The organism is Cupriavidus sp. USMAHM13, from assembly GCF_001854285.1.
Taxonomy (GTDB): domain Bacteria; phylum Pseudomonadota; class Gammaproteobacteria; order Burkholderiales; family Burkholderiaceae; genus Cupriavidus; species Cupriavidus malaysiensis.
Window position 1 is genome coordinate 1470351 of sequence record NZ_CP017751.1, and the last position, 20990, is coordinate 1491340.

At 69.6% G+C, this 20990-nt stretch carries 14 protein-coding genes; 6 read left to right on the forward strand and 8 right to left on the reverse strand.

Features of this window, described 5'->3' with window-relative positions; translation table 11 throughout:
* Positions 1–38: 38 nt before the first annotated feature.
* Genes BKK81_RS06475 through BKK81_RS06485 form a run of 3 tightly spaced genes read right to left on the reverse strand, consistent with a single transcriptional unit; the run spans position 39 to position 3560 of the window.
* Entirely contained in the window at positions 39–980 is a 942-nt protein-coding gene (locus BKK81_RS06475; protein ID WP_071011470.1) for an NAD-dependent epimerase/dehydratase family protein, read from the reverse strand.
* On the reverse strand, positions 977–2680 hold the full coding sequence (locus BKK81_RS06480; RefSeq protein WP_071011472.1) for an FAD-dependent oxidoreductase: 1704 nt from the start codon (positions 2678–2680) through the stop codon (positions 977–979). Before BKK81_RS06480 ends, BKK81_RS06475 begins: the two co-directional genes overlap by 4 nt.
* Positions 2681–2732: 52 nt before the next feature.
* Positions 2733–3560 (reverse strand): SLBB domain-containing protein, encoded by an 828-nt coding sequence (locus tag BKK81_RS06485; protein WP_162287345.1) that lies wholly within the window; start codon positions 3558–3560, stop codon positions 2733–2735.
* Positions 3561–3959: 399 nt separating this feature from the next.
* Between BKK81_RS06485 and BKK81_RS06490 the strand changes: the two genes are divergently transcribed.
* A complete protein-coding gene (locus BKK81_RS06490; protein WP_231907990.1) occupies positions 3960–4754 on the forward strand; it encodes a WecB/TagA/CpsF family glycosyltransferase in 795 nt (264 codons plus the stop codon).
* 23 nt (positions 4755–4777) lie between these two features.
* The gene (locus tag BKK81_RS06495) at positions 4778–6046 is read left to right on the forward strand and encodes a hypothetical protein (protein WP_071011474.1); all 1269 of its coding nucleotides are present in this window, start codon (positions 4778–4780) and stop codon (positions 6044–6046) included.
* Positions 6047–6128: 82 nt separating this feature from the next.
* On the opposite strand, the gene BKK81_RS06500 is transcribed toward BKK81_RS06495, so the two are convergent.
* The gene (locus tag BKK81_RS06500; RefSeq protein ID WP_083383981.1) at positions 6129–7562 is read right to left on the reverse strand and encodes an undecaprenyl-phosphate glucose phosphotransferase; all 1434 of its coding nucleotides are present in this window, start codon (positions 7560–7562) and stop codon (positions 6129–6131) included.
* Between the two features lie 445 nt (positions 7563–8007).
* Here BKK81_RS06500 and BKK81_RS06505 point away from each other — a divergent pair, with 445 nt between their 5' ends.
* Genes BKK81_RS06505 through BKK81_RS06520 form a run of 4 tightly spaced genes read left to right on the forward strand, consistent with a single transcriptional unit; the run spans position 8008 to position 14136 of the window.
* Positions 8008–9360 carry a GumC family protein gene (locus tag BKK81_RS06505; RefSeq protein ID WP_197523950.1) on the forward strand — a complete coding sequence of 451 codons (1353 nt, stop codon included), beginning with the start codon at positions 8008–8010 and terminating at the stop codon, positions 9358–9360.
* Complete coding sequence (locus BKK81_RS06510) at positions 9357–10367, forward strand: CpsD/CapB family tyrosine-protein kinase (RefSeq protein ID WP_071011477.1); 1011 nt, start codon at positions 9357–9359, stop codon at positions 10365–10367. The genes BKK81_RS06505 and BKK81_RS06510 overlap by 4 nt, the downstream gene beginning before the upstream one ends.
* Positions 10368–10372: 5 nt before the next feature.
* The gene (locus BKK81_RS06515) at positions 10373–11788 is read left to right on the forward strand and encodes an O-antigen ligase family protein (RefSeq protein WP_071011479.1); all 1416 of its coding nucleotides are present in this window, start codon (positions 10373–10375) and stop codon (positions 11786–11788) included.
* A complete protein-coding gene (locus BKK81_RS06520; protein WP_071011481.1) occupies positions 11785–14136 on the forward strand; it encodes a beta-galactosidase in 2352 nt (783 codons plus the stop codon). The genes BKK81_RS06515 and BKK81_RS06520 overlap by 4 nt, the downstream gene beginning before the upstream one ends.
* A 59-nt stretch (positions 14137–14195) precedes the next feature.
* On the opposite strand, the gene BKK81_RS06525 is transcribed toward BKK81_RS06520, so the two are convergent.
* The 4 genes from BKK81_RS06525 to BKK81_RS06540 form a co-directional block, all read right to left on the reverse strand.
* A complete protein-coding gene (locus BKK81_RS06525) occupies positions 14196–15623 on the reverse strand; it encodes a mannose-1-phosphate guanylyltransferase/mannose-6-phosphate isomerase (protein ID WP_071011483.1) in 1428 nt (475 codons plus the stop codon).
* A gap of 347 nt (positions 15624–15970) precedes the next feature.
* The gene (locus tag BKK81_RS06530; RefSeq protein ID WP_071011484.1) at positions 15971–17308 is read right to left on the reverse strand and encodes a sigma-54-dependent transcriptional regulator; all 1338 of its coding nucleotides are present in this window, start codon (positions 17306–17308) and stop codon (positions 15971–15973) included.
* Positions 17309–17417: 109 nt separating this feature from the next.
* The gene (locus BKK81_RS06535) at positions 17418–19337 is read right to left on the reverse strand and encodes a sensor histidine kinase (RefSeq protein WP_071011486.1); all 1920 of its coding nucleotides are present in this window, start codon (positions 19335–19337) and stop codon (positions 17418–17420) included.
* 211 nt (positions 19338–19548) lie between these two features.
* Complete coding sequence (locus BKK81_RS06540; RefSeq protein ID WP_071011488.1) at positions 19549–20853, reverse strand: dicarboxylate/amino acid:cation symporter; 1305 nt, start codon at positions 20851–20853, stop codon at positions 19549–19551.
* Positions 20854–20990 lie beyond the last annotated feature (137 nt).

Sequence of the window (20990 nt, forward strand, 5' to 3'; positions counted from 1 at the left end):
TTTGGCGTTCGGGTGCGTGGGCGCTGCGGCGGCGTGGTTCAGGTGCTGGCTTCCCTGTCCAGGGCGGCCTGCAGCGGTGTCCAGCGCAGCGCGAAGGTGCGCTGCGCGCGCGTGGAGTCGAGCCGGGGGCTGTCCTGCCACAGGCGCGCCAGCGATGGCGGCACCGGGGGCGGCGTGCGCAGGCCGATCCTGCGGCCGGCGATTTCCGCGATCTTCAGCGCCGGCGCGAGCAGGCGCGTTTCCAGTGCCAGCCGGCGCGCGCCGATGCGCTGCACCGGCGTGGCGCGCAGCGCCCGCGCATAGGCGATGAAGTACTCGTTCCAGCTCGGCGCCTGCGCCATCGCCAGGTTGTAGGCCTGCCCGGCCGCCGCCGGCAGGCGCAGCGCGGCCAGCGTGGCCTGGACCACGTCATCGACGTGCACCAGGTTGCTGCAGCCGTCGCCGGCGGCGCCGAGGTCGCCGATGCGATGGGCGCGCAGCAGTTGCGCGATGCGTGTCGACCATTGCGGGCTGCCGCCGCCGTAGATACAGCCGGGGCGCAGCGTGACGCAGCCGGCGTAGTCGCCGAGCCGTTGCTCGGCGGCCACCTTGGCCTGGCCATACGGGCTGGTATCGCTGCCGAACGGGCAGGATTCGTCGATGGTGCCCGCGGCGGAACCGTAGACGGCCATCGAGCTGAAATGGACCAGCGGCAGGGCGGGCTGGCCGCGCCGGTCCAGCGCGCTGCGCAAGGCTTGCGCGCTGGCGGCGATGGTGGCCGGCTGCCCGGCGACGGCATTGATGACCGCGTCGACCTGTTGCAGGGCCGTGCCCAGGGCGGCGGCGTCGGTCGCATCGAGTGCCAGCGCGCCCAGCAGGCCGGCCCGGCCTGCGCCGCGCGAGGCGGCAAGCGGTTGCGCCCAGTCGCTCGCGGCCAGCGCGCCGACCAGCCGCCGGCCGAGGAAACCCGTTGCGCCGAGTACCAGTACACGGATCGTCATGCCACGTCTTCCTCTTGTGCTCGCCGGGTGGTGATGCCGCTGGCCGCCTCTGGCGTCTGCGCGTAGGTCTTGCGCAGGTGATCGGCCAGGCGCAGCGCCAGTGCGACGATGGTCAGGGTGGGATTGGCCTGCCCGGAGGTGGGGAACACCGCGGCGCCGGCAATGTAGAGGTTGTCGGTTTCATGCACGCGGCAGTCGGGGTCGACCACGCTGGTGCGGGCATCGACGCCCATGCGGGCGGTGCCGATGTGATGGCCGCCGTAGGCGCCATAGCGGGTCATCTCCGCCTCGACCTGCTGCGGGTCGTAGTCGAAGGTGCCGGCGCCGCTGGCGCGCAGTTCCTGCGCGAGCGCCGCGAGCGAGCGGCTGACGGTGTCGGTGTCCTGCTGGCTGTAGCGCCAGTCGATATGCAGGCGCGGCATGCCGAGGGCATCGGTGTCCGTGCCGAGCCTCACCCGGCTGTCCGGGTTGGGCTCCTGCTCGGCATGGAAATCCAGGCTGAAGCGCAGGTTGTCCGGGCGGATGATGATCGATGGGAACTTGCGCGCCGCCAGGTTGCGGCGCCGGATCCAGTGCGCGAGAAAGCGCGCGGTGGCGGGCGCGCCGACGATGACGTTGCGCAGGTGGCCGAGTGCCGCGCCGGCCGAAATCGGCTCGTCGGCGTCCAGCCGCTTGGCGTATTCGCGCGGGATGAACGGCCGGGCGAGGTAGAGCAGGGACAGCGCGCCATTGCCGTGGCCGGGGTCCGGGATGCGCGGGTGATGCAGGCGCGCGATGAAATTGCCGGCGTGCAGCGCGCGCTGCGCCTGCGGCAGCAGGGCCAGCCGGCGGCGGCAGTAGATGCCCTCGTCGGAGACCTCGTAGCCATGCCAGACCGAGCGCGCGGCCGACAGGTCGACCGTGCCGATGGTGCCGGCCAGGTGGGACATGTAGTAGCGGCCGACCACGTCGTGCGCATTGCCCAGTCCGCGGCCGCTGCGCCCGGGATTGGCCAGCAGCAGGCGCGGCACTTCCAGCCCGCCGGTGGCGAGCACGAAGGCGCGCGCATCGACGGTGAAATGATTGCCTGCCAGGGTGCGCACCTGGGCCGGGCCGACCCGTTGCCCGCTGCCGTCGAGGGGCAGCGCGCGCAGGTTCGCGTGCTGGATCACGCGCAGCGCGGCGGTGGCGAGGCGGTGCCGGTAGCGCTGGCCGAAATCGGTCGGGCAGCTGAAGCGTTCCAGCGCGTCGGTGGAGAACAGTCCGCTGTCGAACCCTTCGATCATCGGGCGCATGCCGGGCACGGCCGCGGCGCTGTAGGCGAAATCGCCGGCCTCGCACAGCTGGTTGGCGCGCGGGTAATAGGGCAGCAGATCGCTCAGGGCGATGGGCCAGCCGCTGTGCGCGATGTAGTCGCGCGCTTCGAAGTCGATGGCGTCGAGCGGCATGCAGCGTCCGCCCCACAGCGTGGTCGAGCCGCCGAAGCGGCGCACGCGGTAGTGGTCGGCCGGCGGATGCAGGCGCGCATCGGCCACGCTGCCGGCGTAGAGCTGCTGGGTGGCGGCATCGTCGCTGTCGCCGCCGCTTTCGAGCAGCACGATATCGAGGCCGCTGTCGCGCAGGGCCAGCGCGAGGGTGATGCCGGCGGCACCGGCCCCGACGATGCAGACGTCTGCCTTGAGCAGCGAGCCGGCGGGAATGTGGTTGGCGTCTTCGATCATGTGGCGGGCTGTGCGCGCGTGGCTCGGCGGTTCACGGCTTGCTGCGTCGGAATCAGAAGATCCGTTCGCCGACGCGCACGACGTCGCCGGGACGCACGGGATCGGTGAGGTTGGCTTGCTCGCTGCCAAGCTTGCCGGTGGCTTCGTCCATGTGTTCCAGCTGGATGCGGCGGTCGGAGCTGCGCGGCGTGAGGCCGCCGGCGATGGCGATGGCCCGCATCACGTTCAGGCGGTCTTCGACCGGATAGGCTCCCGGCTTGCCGACTTCGCCGTAGACGTAGAACTTCTGCACCTTCGGCACGAACACGATGTCGTTCGCCTTCAGGTCGGTGTCCTGGATGTCCCGGCTGGGGTGCTGGCTGTTGTCGAGGTAGAGCGGGATGCGCTCCTGCTTGTCGTCGACGCGGCGGATCAGCACGGCGGTGTTGCCCGCATCGGCGGTCGAGCCGCCCGCCAGTGCCAGCAGTTCGAGCAGGCTCAGGTGATTGGTGAGCGCGTAGCGGCCCGGGCGCGCGACGCTGCCGAGGATGGACACCACGCGGCTGCGTACCGCGAGCACTTCGACGGCGACCTGCGCGTGTTCCAGGTAGCCGCGGGTGCGCAAGGCGTCGGCGATCTGTTGCCCGATCGCCGCAGGTGTCTTGCCGGCCGCCTGCATGGTGCCGACGAAGGGCACGACGATCTTGCCGTCGGCATCGACCGTCACATTGGCGTTGGCGCCGCCCGGGCCCATGATGGAAATGGCCAGCGTGTCGCCCGGCCCGACGCTGGCGATGCTGCCGGACGAGTCAGGCAGCGGTCCCGGGGTGGTGATCGCCTGGTTGATATCGGTCGCCGGGAGGCCTTGCGCGCCTGCAGTGCCGGCGATCAGTGCCGCCACCGACGCCGCCGCAACAAGCAGCGAAATTTTGAGTTGCCATCCAAATGCCGACACGGTATGTTCCATCCTTTGTGAGTTGCCGCGTATGCGTAAGCCAACGTAAGTGAGTTAACGAAGCTGAGCAAGCAAAGTTAACGAAAAAACGATAGTCGGCGAAAGTACGAGAATCGGCAAAGGTACTAAAGTACAAAGGTACTTTACGACAGCCAGGTCGACGAGGGCCAAGTCCGAGAGCTAAGTCGACGAGGTGTTTCAGTCATGCGGTTTCTCGGCCATGCGGGCGCCATCTTATCAGGGCGCCGCCGCCGGCCGGGGATCCGCGGATGGAAGCGTCGCCGGACTCCAATCTTTTGCCACGGAGGCTATGTGATGGGTTCTCAGTCGCCCGGGAATCGTACCGTGTCGCAGGTAGATTCACTGCTCGAGCAGGTCAAGGTCCGCCTGTTCGGCCTCGCGGTCGATGCGGCATCGTTCGACCAGGCGGTGGAGCAGCTCGTGACGGCTGCCATGCAGCGCGGCGGCGCCGCGCGCGTGGTGGTGACGCCCAATGTCGATCACCTGGTCCGGCTGGACGGCGCGCCCGAATTCCGCGAGCGCTACAGCCAGGCCGATTTCATCTTCGCCGACGGCATGCCGGTGGTGTGGGCGAGCCGCCTGCTGGGACGCCCGCTGCCCGAGCGCGTGACGGGCGCCGATCTGTTCGACGCCTTGTGCCGCGAGGCGCAGCAGCGCCACCTGAAGATCCTGCTGCTCGGCGGCCAGCCGGGGTCCGAGCCCCAGCTGCTGGAGAGTTTTTCCCATACCTATGCGGGGCTCGACATCGAGATCGTCAGCCCCTCGATGCAGTTCGATCCCACCGGTCCGGAGGGCGAGTCCTTTGCCCGGCTCGCGCGCGAACGGGCGCCCGACATCGTGTTCCTGTGCGTGGGCATGCCGAAGCAGGAGCAGTGGGCCCTGCACTACGCCAGCCAGCTGCCGGGCGGCATCGTGCTTTGCGTCGGCGCGGCGATGGAGTTCGCCATCGGCATGCAGCGGCGCGCACCGCAGTGGATGCAGTCCGCCGGGCTGGAGTGGCTGTGGCGGCTGGTCAACAATCCGCGGCGGCTGTGGCGCCGCTATCTGGTCGACGATCCCAAGTTCCTGCGCCTGTGCTGGCGAGAGTGGCGTGCGCGGATGCGCCATGGGGAGGCATGAGGGGCACTGGATCGCGACGCTGGGTGCAGGCTGCACTGGTGGCGCTGATGTCTTCCCCCTTGTCGGGCTGGGGCGTACCGCCGGAGTACGCGATCCAGCTCGGCAGTTCGGTCCAGTATCAGGGCAACCCGGGTGGCCTGCCCGAGTCGATGGCCGGCGATATCCATGGCGCCGCGGTGGTGGCCAATACGCTGGGACTGGGCCTGAGCTGGCCGCTCGCCTCGCCGGAAACGCGCCTGGACCTGGCCGCCAGTGCTTCCGACGTGCGCTACAGCAGCAGCCGGCAGCTCGACCACCAGCCTGCCTTCGTCAACTCCACCTTCTACTGGCGGGCGGGCCGGCTGCTGGCCGGCAACCTTCACTACGGCTACTTCAGCCAGCTCAACGGCGCGCTGAACCAGGTCTGGCCCGCGCGCGACATGCAGGTGAACCAGGACGCCAGCGCGGAGCTCGGGCTGCGCGTGACCGACGAGTTGACCTTGCCGGCCCTGCGGGTGTTCCACGCCACCGCGCGCTACGACGTGCCCTACAGCCGCCAGTTGTACAACAGCAACCAGAACGGCTGGCAGGTCTCCACGCGCTATGCGGCGGATCCGGACCGTGCCGACAGCTCGGCGGTGGAACTCGGGTATCGCCGCACCAATGCGGCCTATCCCTGGCGCTCCGATGAGCAGGTCGCGATCATCGACAATGCCTACAGCGATACCGAATGGTTCTCCGGGGCGCAGTGGTACGTGAGTCCCAAGACCTGGATCGGCGCCCGCGCCAGCCTGTTGCAGCGGACCTACGCGAACCTGTCGGCGCGCGATACCCGGCTCGTGACCTTCAATGTGCGCGCCTTATACGATTTCTCGCCCAAGCTGCAATTCGATATCCGCCTCTGGCGCCGGCCGTATGCGAACAATACGCAGCCGCAGGTGATTTACTCGACGCAGACGGGGGGCTTGATCGGGCTGGCCTGGAAGGCGACCAGCAAGACGACGCTGTCCCTGTTCTATCAGCACGCCTTGCAGAAGGACTACACCAGTTCGGCGGCGATTTCCGGATCCGACCAGCTTCGCCTGCCGGCCTACGGCGCGCGGCTTCAGTGGTCGCCCACGGACAATATGCGCTGGATGCTCGATTTCGTCAGCACGCTGCAGCGGGGCAGCTATGCCTACGACGATTACAACCGGCGCTATGTGCGGCTCGGTTTCGAATACACCTTCGGCAGCCGTGGCAACCAGGCGGTGCGCAGCCTGCTGAAGCCCAGCCTCTGCGGTGAAGCCTATCCTGCGCTGACGCTCTGCTGACGGGGCTGACGGGCGGCATGACCGGCGGTGCCATGCCGAAGGGCTTCGGCATGGCCGCCCGATCGCTTGCGCGGCCGGCCGCTCAATACGTCGCCCGCACCTGCGCGAGCACGGCCGGGACCGTGCGCAGCAGGATCTTCAGGTCGAGCAGCAGCGACCAGTTCATGATGTAGTAGCGGTCGAACTCGATGCGGCGCTCCATCTTGTCGAGCGTATCGGTTTCGCCGCGCAGCCCGTGGATCTGCGCCCAGCCGGTCATGCCCGGCTTGACGCTGTGGCGCAGCATGTAGCCGGGAATCCGGGCGCGGTACAGCTCATTGTGCTGGGCCGCGTGCGGGCGCGGGCCCACCACGCTCATGGAGCCGCTCAGCACGTTGAAGAGCTGCGGCAATTCATCGAGCGACGAGCGGCGCAGGATGCGGCCGACCCGCGTCACGCGGTCGTCGTGCATCGTTGCCTGGCGCAGCACGCCGTCGGTGGCTGCGCTGCCCTCGACCTTCATCGAGCGGAACTTGAGGATGGTGATGGGGGTGCCGCGTTCGCCGTAGCGGGTCTGGCGGAACAGGATCGGGCCCGGCGAGTCCAGCCGGATGATGCACGCGATGGCCAGCAGCAGCGGCCACAGCACGAGCAGCGCCGCGGCGGCGACCACCACGTCCATGGCGCGCTTGAGCAGCCGCGACAGGCCCAGGATCTTGCTCGAGTGGACCGTCAGCAGCGGGATGCCGGCGATTTCCGTCAGCCTGGGCATGACCGGCCCGAGGAACTGCGGCATCGGCATCAGGTAGATGGAGGCGGTGGAGTCGTAGAGGTGGTCGACGATGCGCGCGATGCCGGTGCGGTCGTCATGGATGTGCTGGGTCAGGATGGCCGCCTCGAAGCGGCCCGCCATCAGATGCTGGACGGCATCGTCGTAGTTGCCCAGGTAGGGCAGGGAATCGATCGACTCCCCACTCGAGGGGGGTGTTCCGGCATAGAAGCCCGTCACGTGCATGCCGAGGATCGGCGAACGCTGCAGCCGCAGGTTCAGTTCGCGGGCGTCGGGGGCGATGTTGCCCAGGAAGACGGCCCGGCGCCGGCTGCCCGGCAGGTTGTTGACGTAGCCGGCAACCTTGCGCAGGAGCATCAGGCTGGCGATCTGCAGCGCCAGGGCGACGAAGCCCCAGGTGAGCAGCAGGCTGTGCGAATGGGCGAGCCAGTTGCCGACGCCGTGGGCCATCAGGACCAGGCCGAAGGACAGCGTCAGCGGCACGCGGAACCAGCGCAGGATGCCGTGGCCCAGCATCCAAGATGCACTGCGCGCACTGATCAGCAGCGGGAAACTGGCATAGGACGCGAAGGCGCTGAGGGCGATCAGCGCGATCATGATCAGGGCGTACGGTTCGAGATTGGCGTCGACGCCTTGAGAGAGGAGCAGTACCGCGAAGGAGGCGGCATTGACCAGGGCGCTGACCATGCCGGCCAGGACCAGGAACGATCGGAGATGGTGACTGGGCAGCCACGGTTGCAAAAACATGGCGATTTCTTGGTCTGATCAGCCGATGCTCGGATCCCCTGGGGGCTGCTGCGGGGGAGTCATAAACTTTCTATAGCACATGGCGCCGATATGGCAAATACGGAATGCCATGGCACATATGACACAGTTGTTGCGGTTGGTGCAGTTGGTGCAGTTGGTGTACTTGGTGCTATATGCAGTTGGCGCAGTTGGTGTGCCAGGCAGCCCGTATGATGGTGGATAGCAAAATGGACTGTCAACGACTATCGTGGCGTATTCCGGTGCGCATTCACCAAGCGTCTGTTCCGCGCATATTGCGGGGGTTTACCGCCCGCTATTCCGCCGCGGGCGGACGGTGCTCCTGGGTTAAAATCTGCCCCCGTCGGCTGGGCGATATCAGAGAGGGTGTTGCGTGGTGAATTCAAGACCGTCTGATGCGGGTCTTTTGTCGGTCAATGCGAACCAGTTGGGTGCGATTCTTTTCGCACGCCGTCGCGTCATCGTCGGCGTGGCCCTGGCCACCCTGCTGGCGACCGCATTGCTGCTGGCCGTGCGGCCGCGCCTGTGGACCGCCTCGTCGGATGTCTACGTCGATTTCAAGGCGAACAACCCGCTCGACGGCACCATGTACTCGTCGCTGTCGGCGACGTCGGATGACAACTACATCCAGACGCAGATCGACATGATCCAGAGCCCTGCCGTGATCGAGCGCATGCTCAAGACACAAGGGCTGCTGGTGTCCGATGGCGCCAATGGCACCAACGATGCCAAGGCGCGCGACCTGCTGGTGCAGAGCGTGGCCAGGAACCTGACCGTGACGGGGGGCCATGGCAGCCGGATCCTGCAGGTGTCGTTTGCCGGCGACTCGCCGACCCGGGCCCGCGACGGCGCCAATGCGATCGTCAATGCCTACCTTGCGCTCAGCCAGGAGGTTTCGCAGTCGTCGGCACGCTCGGTCAGCCAGCAATACAACGCCCAGCTCGAGCAGTTGCGGCGTGAAGTCAACACGATCCAGTCCGACCTGACCAAGTACCGGGAGCAGACCGGCAACATCGACCAGCAGCCCGACAATATGGAGTCGACGCGGCGCCTGCACGACATGCTGAGCGAGCAGCAGACGCTGCAGGCGCAGATCCGCGATGCGCGCGCGCGCAACGAGGCCACCGGCAAGCTGCTGGCGGCCGGGACCCGTCCGGAGGACTTGCCGCAACTGGCCACGCTGGCCTCGCTCAACGAACTACGCGAGGGCCTGACCCAGGTCAACCGGCAGATCGGCACGGTCGATGGCGCGCTGGGGCGGAACCATCCGACCGTGCGCGGGCTGCTGGCGGAGCGGCAGCGCCTGCAGTCGCGTGTGGCGGTTGCGGCGCAGGCCGCGCTGTCGGCGCAGCGCGACGATCTCGCCCGTCTCCAGGCCCAGGCGGCCGCACTCGACAGCGATATCGAGGCGCAGCGCAAGCACGTGCTGCAGCAGTTGGGCGAGCGCGACCGCATTGCCGCCTACCAGCGGCAGCTCGATGGCGCCGAGCGGGTGTACAACGACGTCCTGCAGAAGTACGGCAGTGTGCTGATGGCCAGCAGCGTGACGCTGCCGCGCATGGTCGTGCTGCACGTGGCGGGCACGCCGGTCAAGCCGTCGAGCCCGAAGGTGACCCGCAGCCTGTTGGCCGGGATGCTGGTCGGCGTGCTCGGCGGGATCGGCCTGGCCCTGCTGCTGGAGCTGGGCAAGCGCCGGGTGCGCTGCGCGCAAGACCTGTCGCGCAACCCGGCCCTGAACATGATCGGCCATTTCGGTCGCCCCGTGGCCACGAAGACATGAACGATACTTCCGCGAAGCTGGCTCCCGAGGAGCAGGAGCGCGACGAGCAGGTGCGCGGCGAGCAAGACATGGCCGCCGCCGCGCCCATGGCGATGGAGCGCATGGGGGATCGCTTCGTGCGGGCCGGCCTGTTGACGCAGGCCCAGGTCCAGCGCGTGGTCGAGTTCCAGGCGGCGCGGAACCTGCGCTTCGGCCAGGCCGCCGTGCAGCTCGGCTTCGTCTCCGACCAGATGGTGTCGGCCGTCCTCGCCGAGCAATACCAGTATGAAGTCTCCACGCTGACCCGCCCGATCGAGCTGCCCCTGGCGATCGCCGCCGATCCGTTCGGCCAGGAGGCCGAGGCCATCCGGCAGCTGCGCGCGCGGATCTCGATGGGGATGGAGGGGCAGCGGCATTTCTCGCTTGCGCTGGTCAGCCCCAGCGCAGAGGCGGGCTGTGCCTACTTGGCATCGAGCCTGGTGGTGGCGTTCGCGCAGATCGGCCGCAATGCCCTGCTCGTGAATGCCGACCTGCATGCCAGCGGGCAGCGCGAGATGATGGGGCCGGCGCAGCCGACGGGGCTGTCGAGCATGCTGGCCGGGCGCCAGCCGCCCGGTGCCTATCGCACCATTCCCGGCATTGCCGCGCTCGGCATCCTGGACGCCGGGCCGCAGCCGCCGAATCCCGCCGAGCTGCTGCGCGACGCCGCGTTGCGGCGCATCCTGGACAGCTACGTCGATGCCTTCGAGATCTTCATCGTGAAGACGCCGGCGGCGAACACCTCGGGCGATGCGCTGTCGATCGCCCGGCAGGTCGATGCCTGCCTGCTGGTGGCGCGCAAGGATGTCACGCTGATGTCGGAGCTGGAGGAGACGGCGCGCCTGCTGGAGAGCGCCAACGTCAAGGTGCTGGGCACGGTCTACAACGAGTACGCGCCGCCCGAGCCGCGCGCCGACGGGCTGGCCGGGCGGCTGCGTGGCTTGCTGCGCAGCTGGCTGCCCTGGCCGCCGGCGGGCCGCGGACGCTGAGCGGCATGGCGAGCGAGCCGACGCGATTCGCCTCGCCGGCCCGGCCGGATGGCGCGGCGGGTACGGCGGGTGCTGCCGGTGACGGCGCTGCCCAGTCGCAAGAGGCGGCGCGCTGGGAGGTGCGCCAGCGCTGGCTGATGCGGCTGCTGATCGGCTTCAGCTTCGTGTGCGCGCTGGTCCCGGATACGCTGTCGATGAGCGAGATCGGGCCGGCGGCGGATCACACCATCACCGGCGGCTCGGCGCTCCGGCAGGTCGAGTTCGGCTCCATCTATGCGGTCTGTGCCTGGCTGGCCTGGCGCCGTCCGCAGGACACGCTGGCGCGGCTGCGCGGCATCAATCCGTTCCTGGTGGCGTTGCTGCTGTACTGCGCGGCGACCGCGCTCTGGTCGCCGTTCCCCGTCCTCACGCTCAAGCGCGCGGTGATGTTCGCCGGCATGATGCTGACCGGTTTCGCCTTGTCGCCGCCGTTCAGCGAACCGCGCCAGCTGTTCCGCGTGGCGCTGGGCACGCTGACCATCCTGCTGGCGGTTTCGGCCTTGGTCGCGGTGCTGTGGCCGGCGGTCGGCGTCGACTACCTGCTCGGCGGCGCCTGGCGCGGCATCATGTGGCAGAAGAACATGCTCGGCAGCGTTGCCGCGGTGGCCGCGCTGCTGTGGCTGCGCGAGCGCCTGGCGCCGGACGCGAACGTGCGCGCGACGACCGCCGGCCTGCTGTTCAGCCTGTTCATGCTGGCCATGGCCAAGAGCGCGACCGCGCAGCTGATCACCGGCATTTCCTTCCTGATCTACCTGACGACGCGCCGCAAGCTGACGGACGGCCGCACCGGCTCGATGCTGCTGCTCGGCGGCGGGCTGTTCGTCATGTACGCCTTGCTGCTCTTCTTCGTCGTGGCCGGACGCATGCCCGGGGTCGAGGATGTGCGCGGCCTGGTGACGGGGCTGTTCAACAAGAGCAGCGACCTGACCGGGCGCGACCAGATCTGGGCCATGGTCTGGCTGTCGATCAGCAAGCACCAGTTGCTGGGCGGCGGCTACGGTGCGTTCTGGACGGGGGAGGGCGGGCCGGCCCAGTACGTCGAGCAGGCACTCGGCTGGATGCCGCCGCATGCGCACAATGGCTACCTGGACGTCCTCAACGAGCTGGGCCTGGTCGGCCTGGGCCTGTTCCTGGGCGCCTTGCTCTGGCATGCCGTCAGCCTGGTCCGCCTGTATTTCATCGACAGCGAGGACGCCGCCATGCATATGGCGCTGTTCGTATCGATCCTGATCAGCAATTTCTCCGAGACGCAGTTGCTCGCCAATACCGCGTTCCAGAACATCATCTTCCTCTACTCCGCGATGGTGGTCAGTGCCAGGCTCGCGACGAGCCGGAAGGCCTTGCCGCAAGCGCGGCGCCGCCCCGGGCTCGCGGCGGGATGACGCGCCCCCGGCGCGGCCTGCTGCCGCGGCTCCTGCTGCCGCTCGCCCTGGCGGCCTCGCTGATGCTGCCGGCTTCCGGCCAGATCGCCGAACGCGCCTGGCGCGGCATGGTGCCGCGCGAGGCCAGCTACTTCCGCTTCGAGATCGACGAGGATGCGCTGCGCGGCGCGCCGGATCAATCCGCGCTGAACACGCCGCTCGATGCCGCTTCCCGCCTGTTCGTGCGCGACGGGCACTTCTACCAGGTGGGCGCCGACCTGGCGCCTGGCACGGCCGACGACCGGCGTGTCCGGCTGTTCGGCGTCAACCTGACCTTCGGCGGCAATTTCCCCGATGCGGCGGGCGCGGTGGCGCTGGCCAGGCGCTTGCGCAAGCTCGGCGTCAATGCGGTGCGCCTGCATCATCTCGATTCGCTGCCGTCCGACGAGCGCGAGGCGCCGCTCAGCATCCTGTCGAGCGGCCCCTATCCGAGTTTCAATCCGGTGGCCGTCGCGCGCCTGCGCCACCTGATCGATGCGCTGGCGAGCGAAGGCATCTATATCGACCTGAACCTGCACGTCGGCTACCGCTTCCGGCCGGCCGTCGACGACCTGCCGGCACTGGACGACGGCATGACCATGCCGCCGCTGGACGCGCCGATCCACGTCTACGACGAGCGCCTGATCGCGCGGCAGATCGGCTACGCGCGCGGACTGATCGACGGCCTCGGCCTGCGGCGCAACCCGGCGCTCGCGCTGGTCGAGATCGACAATGAATCGTCGCTGCTCAACGCCTGGCACAACGGCCACTGGAGCGAGGCCATCCCGTCGGCCTACGCGCCCGAGCTCAGGCGGCGCTGGCGCGGCTGGCTCCAGCAGCGCTATGCGACGCTGGCGGCGGCATGCGACGCCTGGGGCGGCTGCGACGACGGTCCCGACAGCGCGGCCCGCCTGCCCGAGCCGGGCCGGGCCCGCGGCCAGGGCGCGCAGCGGCGCCTGAGCGATTTCCTGGAGTTCCTGGCCGCCACCGACAAGGCCTACTTCGACCGCCTGCGCGCCGCCGTGCATGAGGCCGGCGATCCGCTGGTGCCCGTCACGGGTACGCAGATGACCTTTGGCGGCGCGATGAATTTCGACGCGCAGGCGTCGATGGATTTTATCGACGAGCATATCTACGTCGCGCATCCGAACTATCCCGGCGGGCGGGGCGACGCGGGGCGCTGGCGCATCCCGGTGCTGTCGGCCAGCGCGGACGAGATGAACCGGCTGCTGGCGCTGGGCCAGCGGCGCGACGGCCGGCGTCCCTTCGTCGTCAGCGAGTACAACGAACCGTTCCCCAATCCGCGCGGCAGCGAGATCATCCCGATCATGAGCCTGCTCGCGGCGCAGCAGGACTGGGACGGCATCTTCTTCTTCGAGTACAGCGACAGCGCCACGCCGCCGCGCGCGCCGGCCCGTTTCAACCTGGCCGGCGACTGGGGCAAGTATGTGCTGGCCGGGCCCAGCGCCCGCCTGTTCCGCACTTTCGGCCTGGCGCCGCTGCCGGATCGGATCGACCTGCCGCTGGCGCCGGCCGACCGCCTCCGGATCGGCCTGAGCGAGCGGGCCGATGCGCTCGAGCACGATCTGCACGAGCGGCTCGGCGCCACCCCCGAGCTGGCCTGGCGCGGCCGGGTCGCCGCGGACCTGGCGCCGGCGGCGGCTTCGGTGCGCCTGCCCGCGCCGGGCCAGGGCCCCTATGTGACGCCCGACGGCGCGGTCCGCTTCGATCCCGTGGCCGGTCGTCTGCTGGTCGACACGCCGCGCCTGTGGGGCTTGTTCGGCACCACCGCCTCCGCCCGTCTCGGCACGGAGGCGGCCTGGATGCAGTTCGACGCGGGCGGCCAGGGCAGCGCCAGCGTGTGGCTGGCCTCCCTGGATGGCGCCGACCTGGGCCGGTCGCGGCATATGCTGCTATCGATGGGAACGCTTACCTTGGGGGCCTCACCTGGCGCCGCTGCCGGTACTGCTGCTAGTGCCGCCGCTGGTGCCGCCGCTGGTGCCGATCCTGGCCGGCCGGCCAGGATCGTGCCCTATGACGGCGACCTCCGCTGGCTGACCTTGGCGTCCGGCGTGGCCGGCGCGGCCGGCGGTGACGCGCCGCCGCGCGCGACCGAGCCGCCCACCTGGATGGCGCGCCTGCCCGTCACGCTGGGTTTGGGCGCGCGTTCGGGCGTGCTCAGGATCTACCCGCTCGATGGCACCGGGCAGCGGCGCAGCGGGCCGCGCCTGCCCGAGGTCAGCAGCGGGCCGTCGGGCTGGACCATCGCCTTGCAGCGCGACGCGGCGACGTCCAGCCCCTGGTACGAGATCGAGATCACGCCGAACTAGCCGGACTGGCCGCGCTGGCCGGACCGCCCGGGCTGGCGGAAGCGGACCGGCGTGCCGGCTTACTCTGCCGCGCGGCCGTAGGTGTCCTCGAAGCGCACGATGTCGTCTTCGCCGAGATAGGCGCCGGACTGCACTTCGATCATCTCGAGGGGGATCTTGCCGGGGTTGGCCAGGCGGTGCACCGTGCCGAGCGGAATGTACGTCGACTGGTTCTCCGTCAGCATGCATTCCTTGTCGCCGATGGTCACCAGCGCGGTGCCCTTCACGATGATCCAGTGCTCGGCGCGGTGGTGGTGCATCTGCAGGCTGAGCTGCTGGCCGGGATTGACGACGATGCGCTTGACCTGGAAGCGCTCGCCCTGGTCGACGCCTTCGTACGAGCCCCAGGGGCGGACCACGCGCCGGTGCGTGAGCGATTCGCGCCGGCCCGACTTGTTCAGCCATTCGACGACCTTCTTCACGTCCTGCACCTTGTCGCGATGCGCGACCAGCACCGCGTCGCCGGTTTCCACGATCACCACGTTCTCGACGCCGAGCGCCGCGACCATGCGGTGTTCGGCGCGGATGTAGGCATTCGTCACCGCTTCGGCGTAGACGTCGCCGATCAGCGCGTTGCCGTGCGCGTCCTTGGCGGCGATGTCGGCGAGCGCGCTCCACGAGCCGATATCGTTCCAGCCCAGGTCGGCCGCCTCCACCACCGCCGCGCGGCCGGTCTTCTCCATCACGGCATAGTCGATCGAGATGTCGGGGCAGGCGCGGAAGGCTTGCGCATCGAGGCGGAGGAAATCGTGGTCCTGCTTCGCCTGCTCGAATGCGAGCGCCGCCTGGCGCGCGATCTCCGGCGCATGGCGGCGCAGTTCCTCCAGGTAGGCCGAGGCCTTCAGCAGGAACATGCCGCTGTTCCAGTAATAGCCGCCTGCGGCGAGGAAGCCCTGCGCGGTCGGCGCATCCGGCTTCTCGACGAAGGCGTCGACCGCGTAGGCCTTGGGCCGGCCGGCCAGCGGGCTGCCGCGCCGGATATAGCCGTAGCCCGTATGCGGCTGCGTCGGCGCGATGCCGAAGGTGACGAGGTAGTCGTCGGCAGCCACCGGCAAGGCATGCTGCACGGCAGCCGCAAAGGCCGCGTCATGCGCGATCGCGTGATCGGACGGCAGCACGAGCAGCAGCGCATCGGGCGCTGCGCGCATGGCGAGCAGCGCCGCGACGGCGATGGCGGGCGCGGTATTGCGGCCGACCGGCTCAAGCACGATCGAGGCGGGTGTCACGCCGACCTGGCGCAGCTGCTCCGCGATCAGGAAGCGCTGCTCGTTGTTGGTGACCACGATGGGCGCAGCGGCGCCTGGCAGATGCTGCAGGCGCAGCGCCGTCTGCTGTGCCAGCGAGTCGTCGCCGGTGAGCCGCAGGTATTGCTTGGGATGGCCGCTGCGGGACATCGGCCATAGCCGCGTACCGCTGCCGCCACACAGGATGACGGGTTGTATGTGCATTGTTTTCCTCGGGACGCCCAGTGGATCCATCCGGCAAGCCGGTCGGCGCGGCCGGCGCGGCCAGCGGGTATCTCGGGACGGCTTCATGCATGGCGCCACCGCATCCTGGCCGGCATGCGGCGGGTCGCTGCGGCGGCTCCGGCGGCCCTGGCGACTGCCGGCGGAGTTCCGCAGCCGGTGTCGAACCGTTGGCAGATACCCGCTCGCGCGCCATCCTCGATGCCTTGCACGCGCTGGGGGAGATCATCTCACAACACGCCAGCGGCGAGTGGGCTGGCGCGCCTGGTCAGGCCGGGTGCCGGCGCCGATGGCGCGTTCGCCTCTTGGCCCCGTTCCCGGCCTCGCGCTTACCCCTGCTGCAGCCCGTACTTGCGGATCTTGTCGAACAGCGTGGTCTTGGCCACGCCGAGCGCCTCGCTGGCGCGGCTGAGGCTGCCGTCGTGGCGGCGCAGCGCGTCGGCGATCAGGGCACGCTCGAATTGCTCCACGGCCTGCGCCAGCGGCAATGCCGCCGGCGGCGGCGCGTCCTGGCCGGGCTGGCAGCCCAGGCCGAGCACGTGGCGCTCGGCCAGGTTGCGCAGTTCGCGCACATTGCCGGGCCAGGGATAGGCCACCAGCGCGGCCTGTTCCGCCGGCGTGGCCGGCACGGCCTCGCGCTCGAAGCGCAGCGCGGCCTGGGCGACGAAGTGCTCGAACAGCAGCGGGATGTCTTCGCGCCGTTCGCGCAGCGGCGGCAGTTCCAGCGTGACCACGTTGAGCCGGTAGTAGAGGTCGGCGCGGAACTGGCCGGCATCGGCCAGCGCGCGCAGGTCGGCCTTGGTGGCGGCCACCACGCGGGTGTTGACCGAGACCGGCTGGTTCGAGCCCAGCCGCTCCACCACGCGTTCCTGCAGCACGCGCAGCAGCTTGATCTGCAGCGGCATCGGCATGCTCTCGATCTCGTCGAGGAAGAGCGTGCCGCCCTCGGCGTGCTCGATCTTGCCGATGCGGCGCCGCGCCGCGCCGGTGAAGGAGCCGGCCTCGTGGCCGAAGATCTCGCTCTCGAACAGTTGCTCGGGCAGGCCGCCGCAGTTGATGGCGACGAAATGCTTGCTGTGGCGCGCGCTGGCCTCGTGCAGGCAGCGCGCCACCAGCTCCTTGCCGGTGCCGGTCTCGCCGTGGATCAGCACGTTGGCGGCCGTGTCGGCCACGTCGGCGATCAGGCGGCGCAGCCGCTCGATGGCGGGCGAGACGCCGATCAGCCGGGCTTCCAGCTTCTCGCGGCCGGACAGGCGCGCGCGCAGTTCTGCCACCTCGCGCGTCAGCCGGCGCTGCTCCAGGGCGCGCCGCGCCACGTCGACCAGGTGCTCGGGCGAGAACGGCTTCTCGAGGAAATCGTAGGCGCCGCGCTTCATGGCCTGGACCGCCAGCGTGACGTCGCCGTGGCCGGTGATCATCACCACCGGCAGGGCGGGGTCGCGCGCCTTGAGCGCGTCCAGCAGGGACATGCCGTCGCTGCCCGGCAGGCGGATGTCGGACACGACGATGCCGGGGTAGCCGGCCTGGACCTCGCGCAGCGCGGCCTCGGCGCTGCCCACGCCGCGCGTGGCGATGCCTTCGAGCTTGAGCGCCTGCTCGCAGCCGAGGCGGACGTCGGGGTCGTCCTCGACGATCAGGACGGTAAGGGGAGAGGGATCGGCCGCCATGCTCGGGCTACTCGGGGTACTCAGGGTACTCGGGCTACTCGGGTTCAACTCGGACACTCGGATTCAACTGGGATCGACTGCAAACCGGAAACCGGGATTCTGCCTGGATTCAGGCGGAATTCGCTTCGGCCTCCGGCTCGGCCAACGGCAGCGTCAGCGTGAAGCAGGCCCCGCCGTCGGGGTGGTTGCTGGCGCGCAGGCTGCCGCCGTACTCGTTCAGGATGCCGGCCGACAGCGTCAGGCCGAGCCCAAGCCCCTGGCCGGCAGGCTTGGTGGTGAAGAAGGGCTCGAACAGCCGCGCGAAGGCGTCCTCGGACAGGCCCGGGCCGCTGTCGCGCACGGTCAGGTGAGCCTTGCCGCCGCTCACCGTGGCGCGCAGCTCGAGCCGGGGCGTGCCCTGGGCGCCGGGGCTTTCGCTGGCGTCGAGCGCGTTGCCGATCAGGTTGACCAGCACCTGTTCGAGCCGGTTCGGCTCGCAGACCACCGCCAGGCCGGGCTCGATGTCGCGCACGATGTCGGGCTGCAGCGCCTGCACGCGCGTATCGAGCAGGAACAGCGCGTTGTCCACGGCTTCGTCCAGCCGCGCGCCGCGCCTGCCGTTGCCGGGCTTGCGCGCGAAGGACTTGAGCGCGCCGGTGATGCGGCCCATGCGCTCGACCAGGCCGATGATGGTGCTCAGGTTGGTGCGCGCGGTCTCGTAGTCGCCGCGCTCGAGGAATTTCTGTGTGTTGCCGGACAGCGTGCGCAGCGCGGCCAGCGGCTGGTTGAGCTCGTGCGCGATGCCGGTGGACATCTGGCCCACGGTAGCCAGCTTGCCGGCCTGCAGCAGGCCGTCCTGGGTCTGGCGCAGCACCGCCTCGGTGCGGGTGCGCTCCGCCACCTCGGCCTGCAGCTGGGCATTGGCCTGCGACAGGTCGGCGGTGCGCTCGGCCACCTTGCGTTCCAGCTCGCTGTTGGCGGCCTCCAGCGCGGCACGCGCGGCCAGGCGCTCGCCGATGATGCGGCGGCGCACGTTCCAGGCCGCGCCGAGCAGCAGCACGAAGGCCGCCACCACGCCGCTGAGGGCGGCCGTGTTGAGCGCCGCCACGCGCGCCTGCATGGTGTTGGAGAGCAGTTCGAGGTGCCAGTCGGTGCCGGGCAGCGCCGTGCTCTGGGCCAGCATCGGCGGGCCGCCGCGCAGGCTGACCAGGGTGTCGCCGTTGCGCAGCTTGCGCACCGGCTGGAACGCCAGCGGCGCCAGCGGGGCGCGGTTGTACTGCAGGCTGTGGATCAGGCGCTGGCGCTGCTCGTCCGACATCGGCTTGAGCGCCAGCAGCCGCCACGAGGGCTCGGAGGCGAGGATGACCACGCCGTTCTCGTCGGCCAGCAGCATCTGCATGTCGGGGATGCCGGTGCCTTGCCAGTGCTGCTCGACCGCTTCCAGGCCGATCTTGACCACGGCCACGCCGATCGGGCTGTCGCGCGGGCCGATCGGCGCCGACAGGTAGTAGCCCGATTCGCTGCGCGTGGTGCCGACACCGTAGAAGCGGCCGAGCTGGCCCTCCATGGCGGCGTGGAAGTAGGGGCGGAAACTGAGGTCTTCGCCCAGGTAGCTGTCCGGGCGCTGCCAGTTGCTGGCGGCGAGCACATTGCCGTGCGCATCCAGCACATAGACCACGCGCGTGCCGGCGCGCGCATTGAGCGCGACCAGGTAGGCGTTGGCCGCCGCCACCCGTGCCGCGTCGCGCGGGTGGGCCAGCAGCGCCTCGATGCGCTCGTCGAGCGACAGCAGGCCGGGCACGTGGTCGTAGCGCGCCAGCTCGCTGGCCAGGGCCTGCGTGTACAGGCGCATCTGCACCTGGCCGCGCTCGGCCTGGCGCGTCAGCGCGGTGTCGTAGCTGAGGCGGTAGCCCAGCCAGCTGGCCACGCCGATCAGCGCCGCCAGCACCACCATCGCCAGCGCGGGCGCGAACAGGCGCGGGCGGCGGACGGGTTCCGTCGAGGCGCTGGCGCCTGCGGAGAGGCCGGAGGAGGAGGGCTGGCCGGTCATGGGCTGGCGGGGGAGGGTGGGTGGAATCGGGGCTGGATTCGGGATGGGTGGAATCGGCGCAGCGGCGCTGGCGGGTCGAGGCGCGCGAAGCGCAGGTTCCGGCACGGGCGTCGGCGACGCGGTGCCCCGTTTTACCACATCCCGCACCGCGGAATGAATAAGGGCCCGCCCGCCTGGTCGGCGGCCGGGCCCTGGCACGGCTGCGGGAAGCTTACTTGCCCGACAGGACCTGAACGGGTGTCAGGTCGGCGTCGGCCGAGGGTTCATCCTCTGCCGACAGCACCGGCGCGCCGATGGCGCCTTCGCTCTTGGCGACGACGCTGGTTGCAATCGCATTGCCCAGGACATTGGTCACGGTACGGCCCATGTCCAGCACGTGGTCGATGCCCAGTACCAGCAGGATGCCGGCCTCGGGCAGGCCGAACATCGGCAGCACGGCGGCCACCACCACCAGCGAGGCGCGCGGCACGCCGGCGATGCCCTTGCTGGTGACCAGCAGCACCAGCAGCATGGTGATCTGCTGGGTCAGCGACAGATGGATGCCGTACACCTGGGCCACGAACAGCGCGGCGAAGGAGGTGTACATGATCGAGCCGTCCAGGTTGAACGAGTAGCCCAGCGGCAGCACGAAGCCGGTGATGCGCTCCTTGACGCCGAAGCGGGTCAGCGCGTCGATGACCTTCGGGTAGGCCGACTCGCTGCTGGCGGTGGCGAAGCCGATCATCAGCGGCGCGCGCATCAGCTTGAGCAGGCGGAACACGTCGCGGCCCAGGAAGAAGTAGCCGCCGGTGATCAGCGCCACCCACAGCAGTGCCAGCGCCAGGTACAGGCTGCCCAGCAGCTTGGCGTACACGCCCAGCACGCCCAGGCCCTCGGCCGTGATGACGGCCGAGATGGCGCCGAACACGCCCACCGGGGCGAAGGCCATCACGTAGTTGGTGACCTTCAGCATCACCTGGCCCAGGCCTTCGATGGCGGCCAGCACCGGCTTGCCGGCGCCGTCCTTGACCGTGCCCAGCGCGAAGCCGAAGAACAGCGAGAACACCACGATCTGCAGGATCTCGTTGGTGGCCATCGCTTCCACGAAGCTCTTGGGGAACATGTGGGCGATGAAGTCGCGCAGGTTCAGCGACGCCGTCTTCACGCTGGAGGTGGCGTCCGCCGCCGGGATCGCCAGGTTCATGCCGTGGCCCGGGGTCAGCAGGTTGGCCATCACCAGGCCCAGCAGCAGCGAAGTGATCGAGGCGCCGATGAACCACGCCATCGCCTTCATGCCGATGCGGCCGACGGCGCGCCCGTCACCCATGCCGGCGATGCCCGCCACCAGCGTGGCGAACACCAGCGGCCCGATGATCATCTTGATCATGCGCAGGAACACGTCGGTCAGGATGGACAGGTGGTCCGCGATGGACTTGGCGGTGGCGGCGTCCGGCGCCATGTTGTGCGCGGCGGTGCCGGCCAGCACGCCTAGCAGCATTGCAATGAAAATCAGGGTGGGCAGTCGATTCAGTTTCATCGTGGATCGGAACGATGCGCCCGGCGCGGGACGACGGGCGGCTGTATTGCAAGGGGGGCCGGCTGGCTGGCGCGGGACCGGTGTCCGGTCTGGCGACGCGCTGGCTCGTTCGGCCAGGAGCGTCAGCGCTGCGGCAG

Bases quoted from the DNA above. Each gene is read 5' to 3' on its own strand.
- BKK81_RS06525 (WP_071011483.1), bottom strand. From the start codon at position 15,623: ATGCACATACAACCCGTCATCCTGTGTGGCGGCAGCGGTACGCGGCTA.
- BKK81_RS06515 (WP_071011479.1), top strand. From the start codon at position 10,373: ATGGCGAGCGAGCCGACGCGATTCGCCTCGCCGGCCCGGCCGGATGGC.
- BKK81_RS06475 (WP_071011470.1), bottom strand. From the start codon at position 980: ATGACGATCCGTGTACTGGTACTCGGCGCAACGGGTTTCCTCGGCCGG.
- BKK81_RS06540 (WP_071011488.1), bottom strand. From the start codon at position 20,853: ATGAAACTGAATCGACTGCCCACCCTGATTTTCATTGCAATGCTGCTA.
- BKK81_RS06500 (WP_083383981.1), bottom strand. From the start codon at position 7,562: ATGTTTTTGCAACCGTGGCTGCCCAGTCACCATCTCCGATCGTTCCTG.
- BKK81_RS06535 (WP_071011486.1), bottom strand. From the start codon at position 19,337: ATGACCGGCCAGCCCTCCTCCTCCGGCCTCTCCGCAGGCGCCAGCGCC.
- BKK81_RS06510 (WP_071011477.1), top strand. From the start codon at position 9,357: ATGAACGATACTTCCGCGAAGCTGGCTCCCGAGGAGCAGGAGCGCGAC.
- BKK81_RS06480 (WP_071011472.1), bottom strand. From the start codon at position 2,680: ATGATCGAAGACGCCAACCACATTCCCGCCGGCTCGCTGCTCAAGGCA.
- BKK81_RS06530 (WP_071011484.1), bottom strand. From the start codon at position 17,308: ATGGCGGCCGATCCCTCTCCCCTTACCGTCCTGATCGTCGAGGACGAC.
- BKK81_RS06520 (WP_071011481.1), top strand. From the start codon at position 11,785: ATGACGCGCCCCCGGCGCGGCCTGCTGCCGCGGCTCCTGCTGCCGCTC.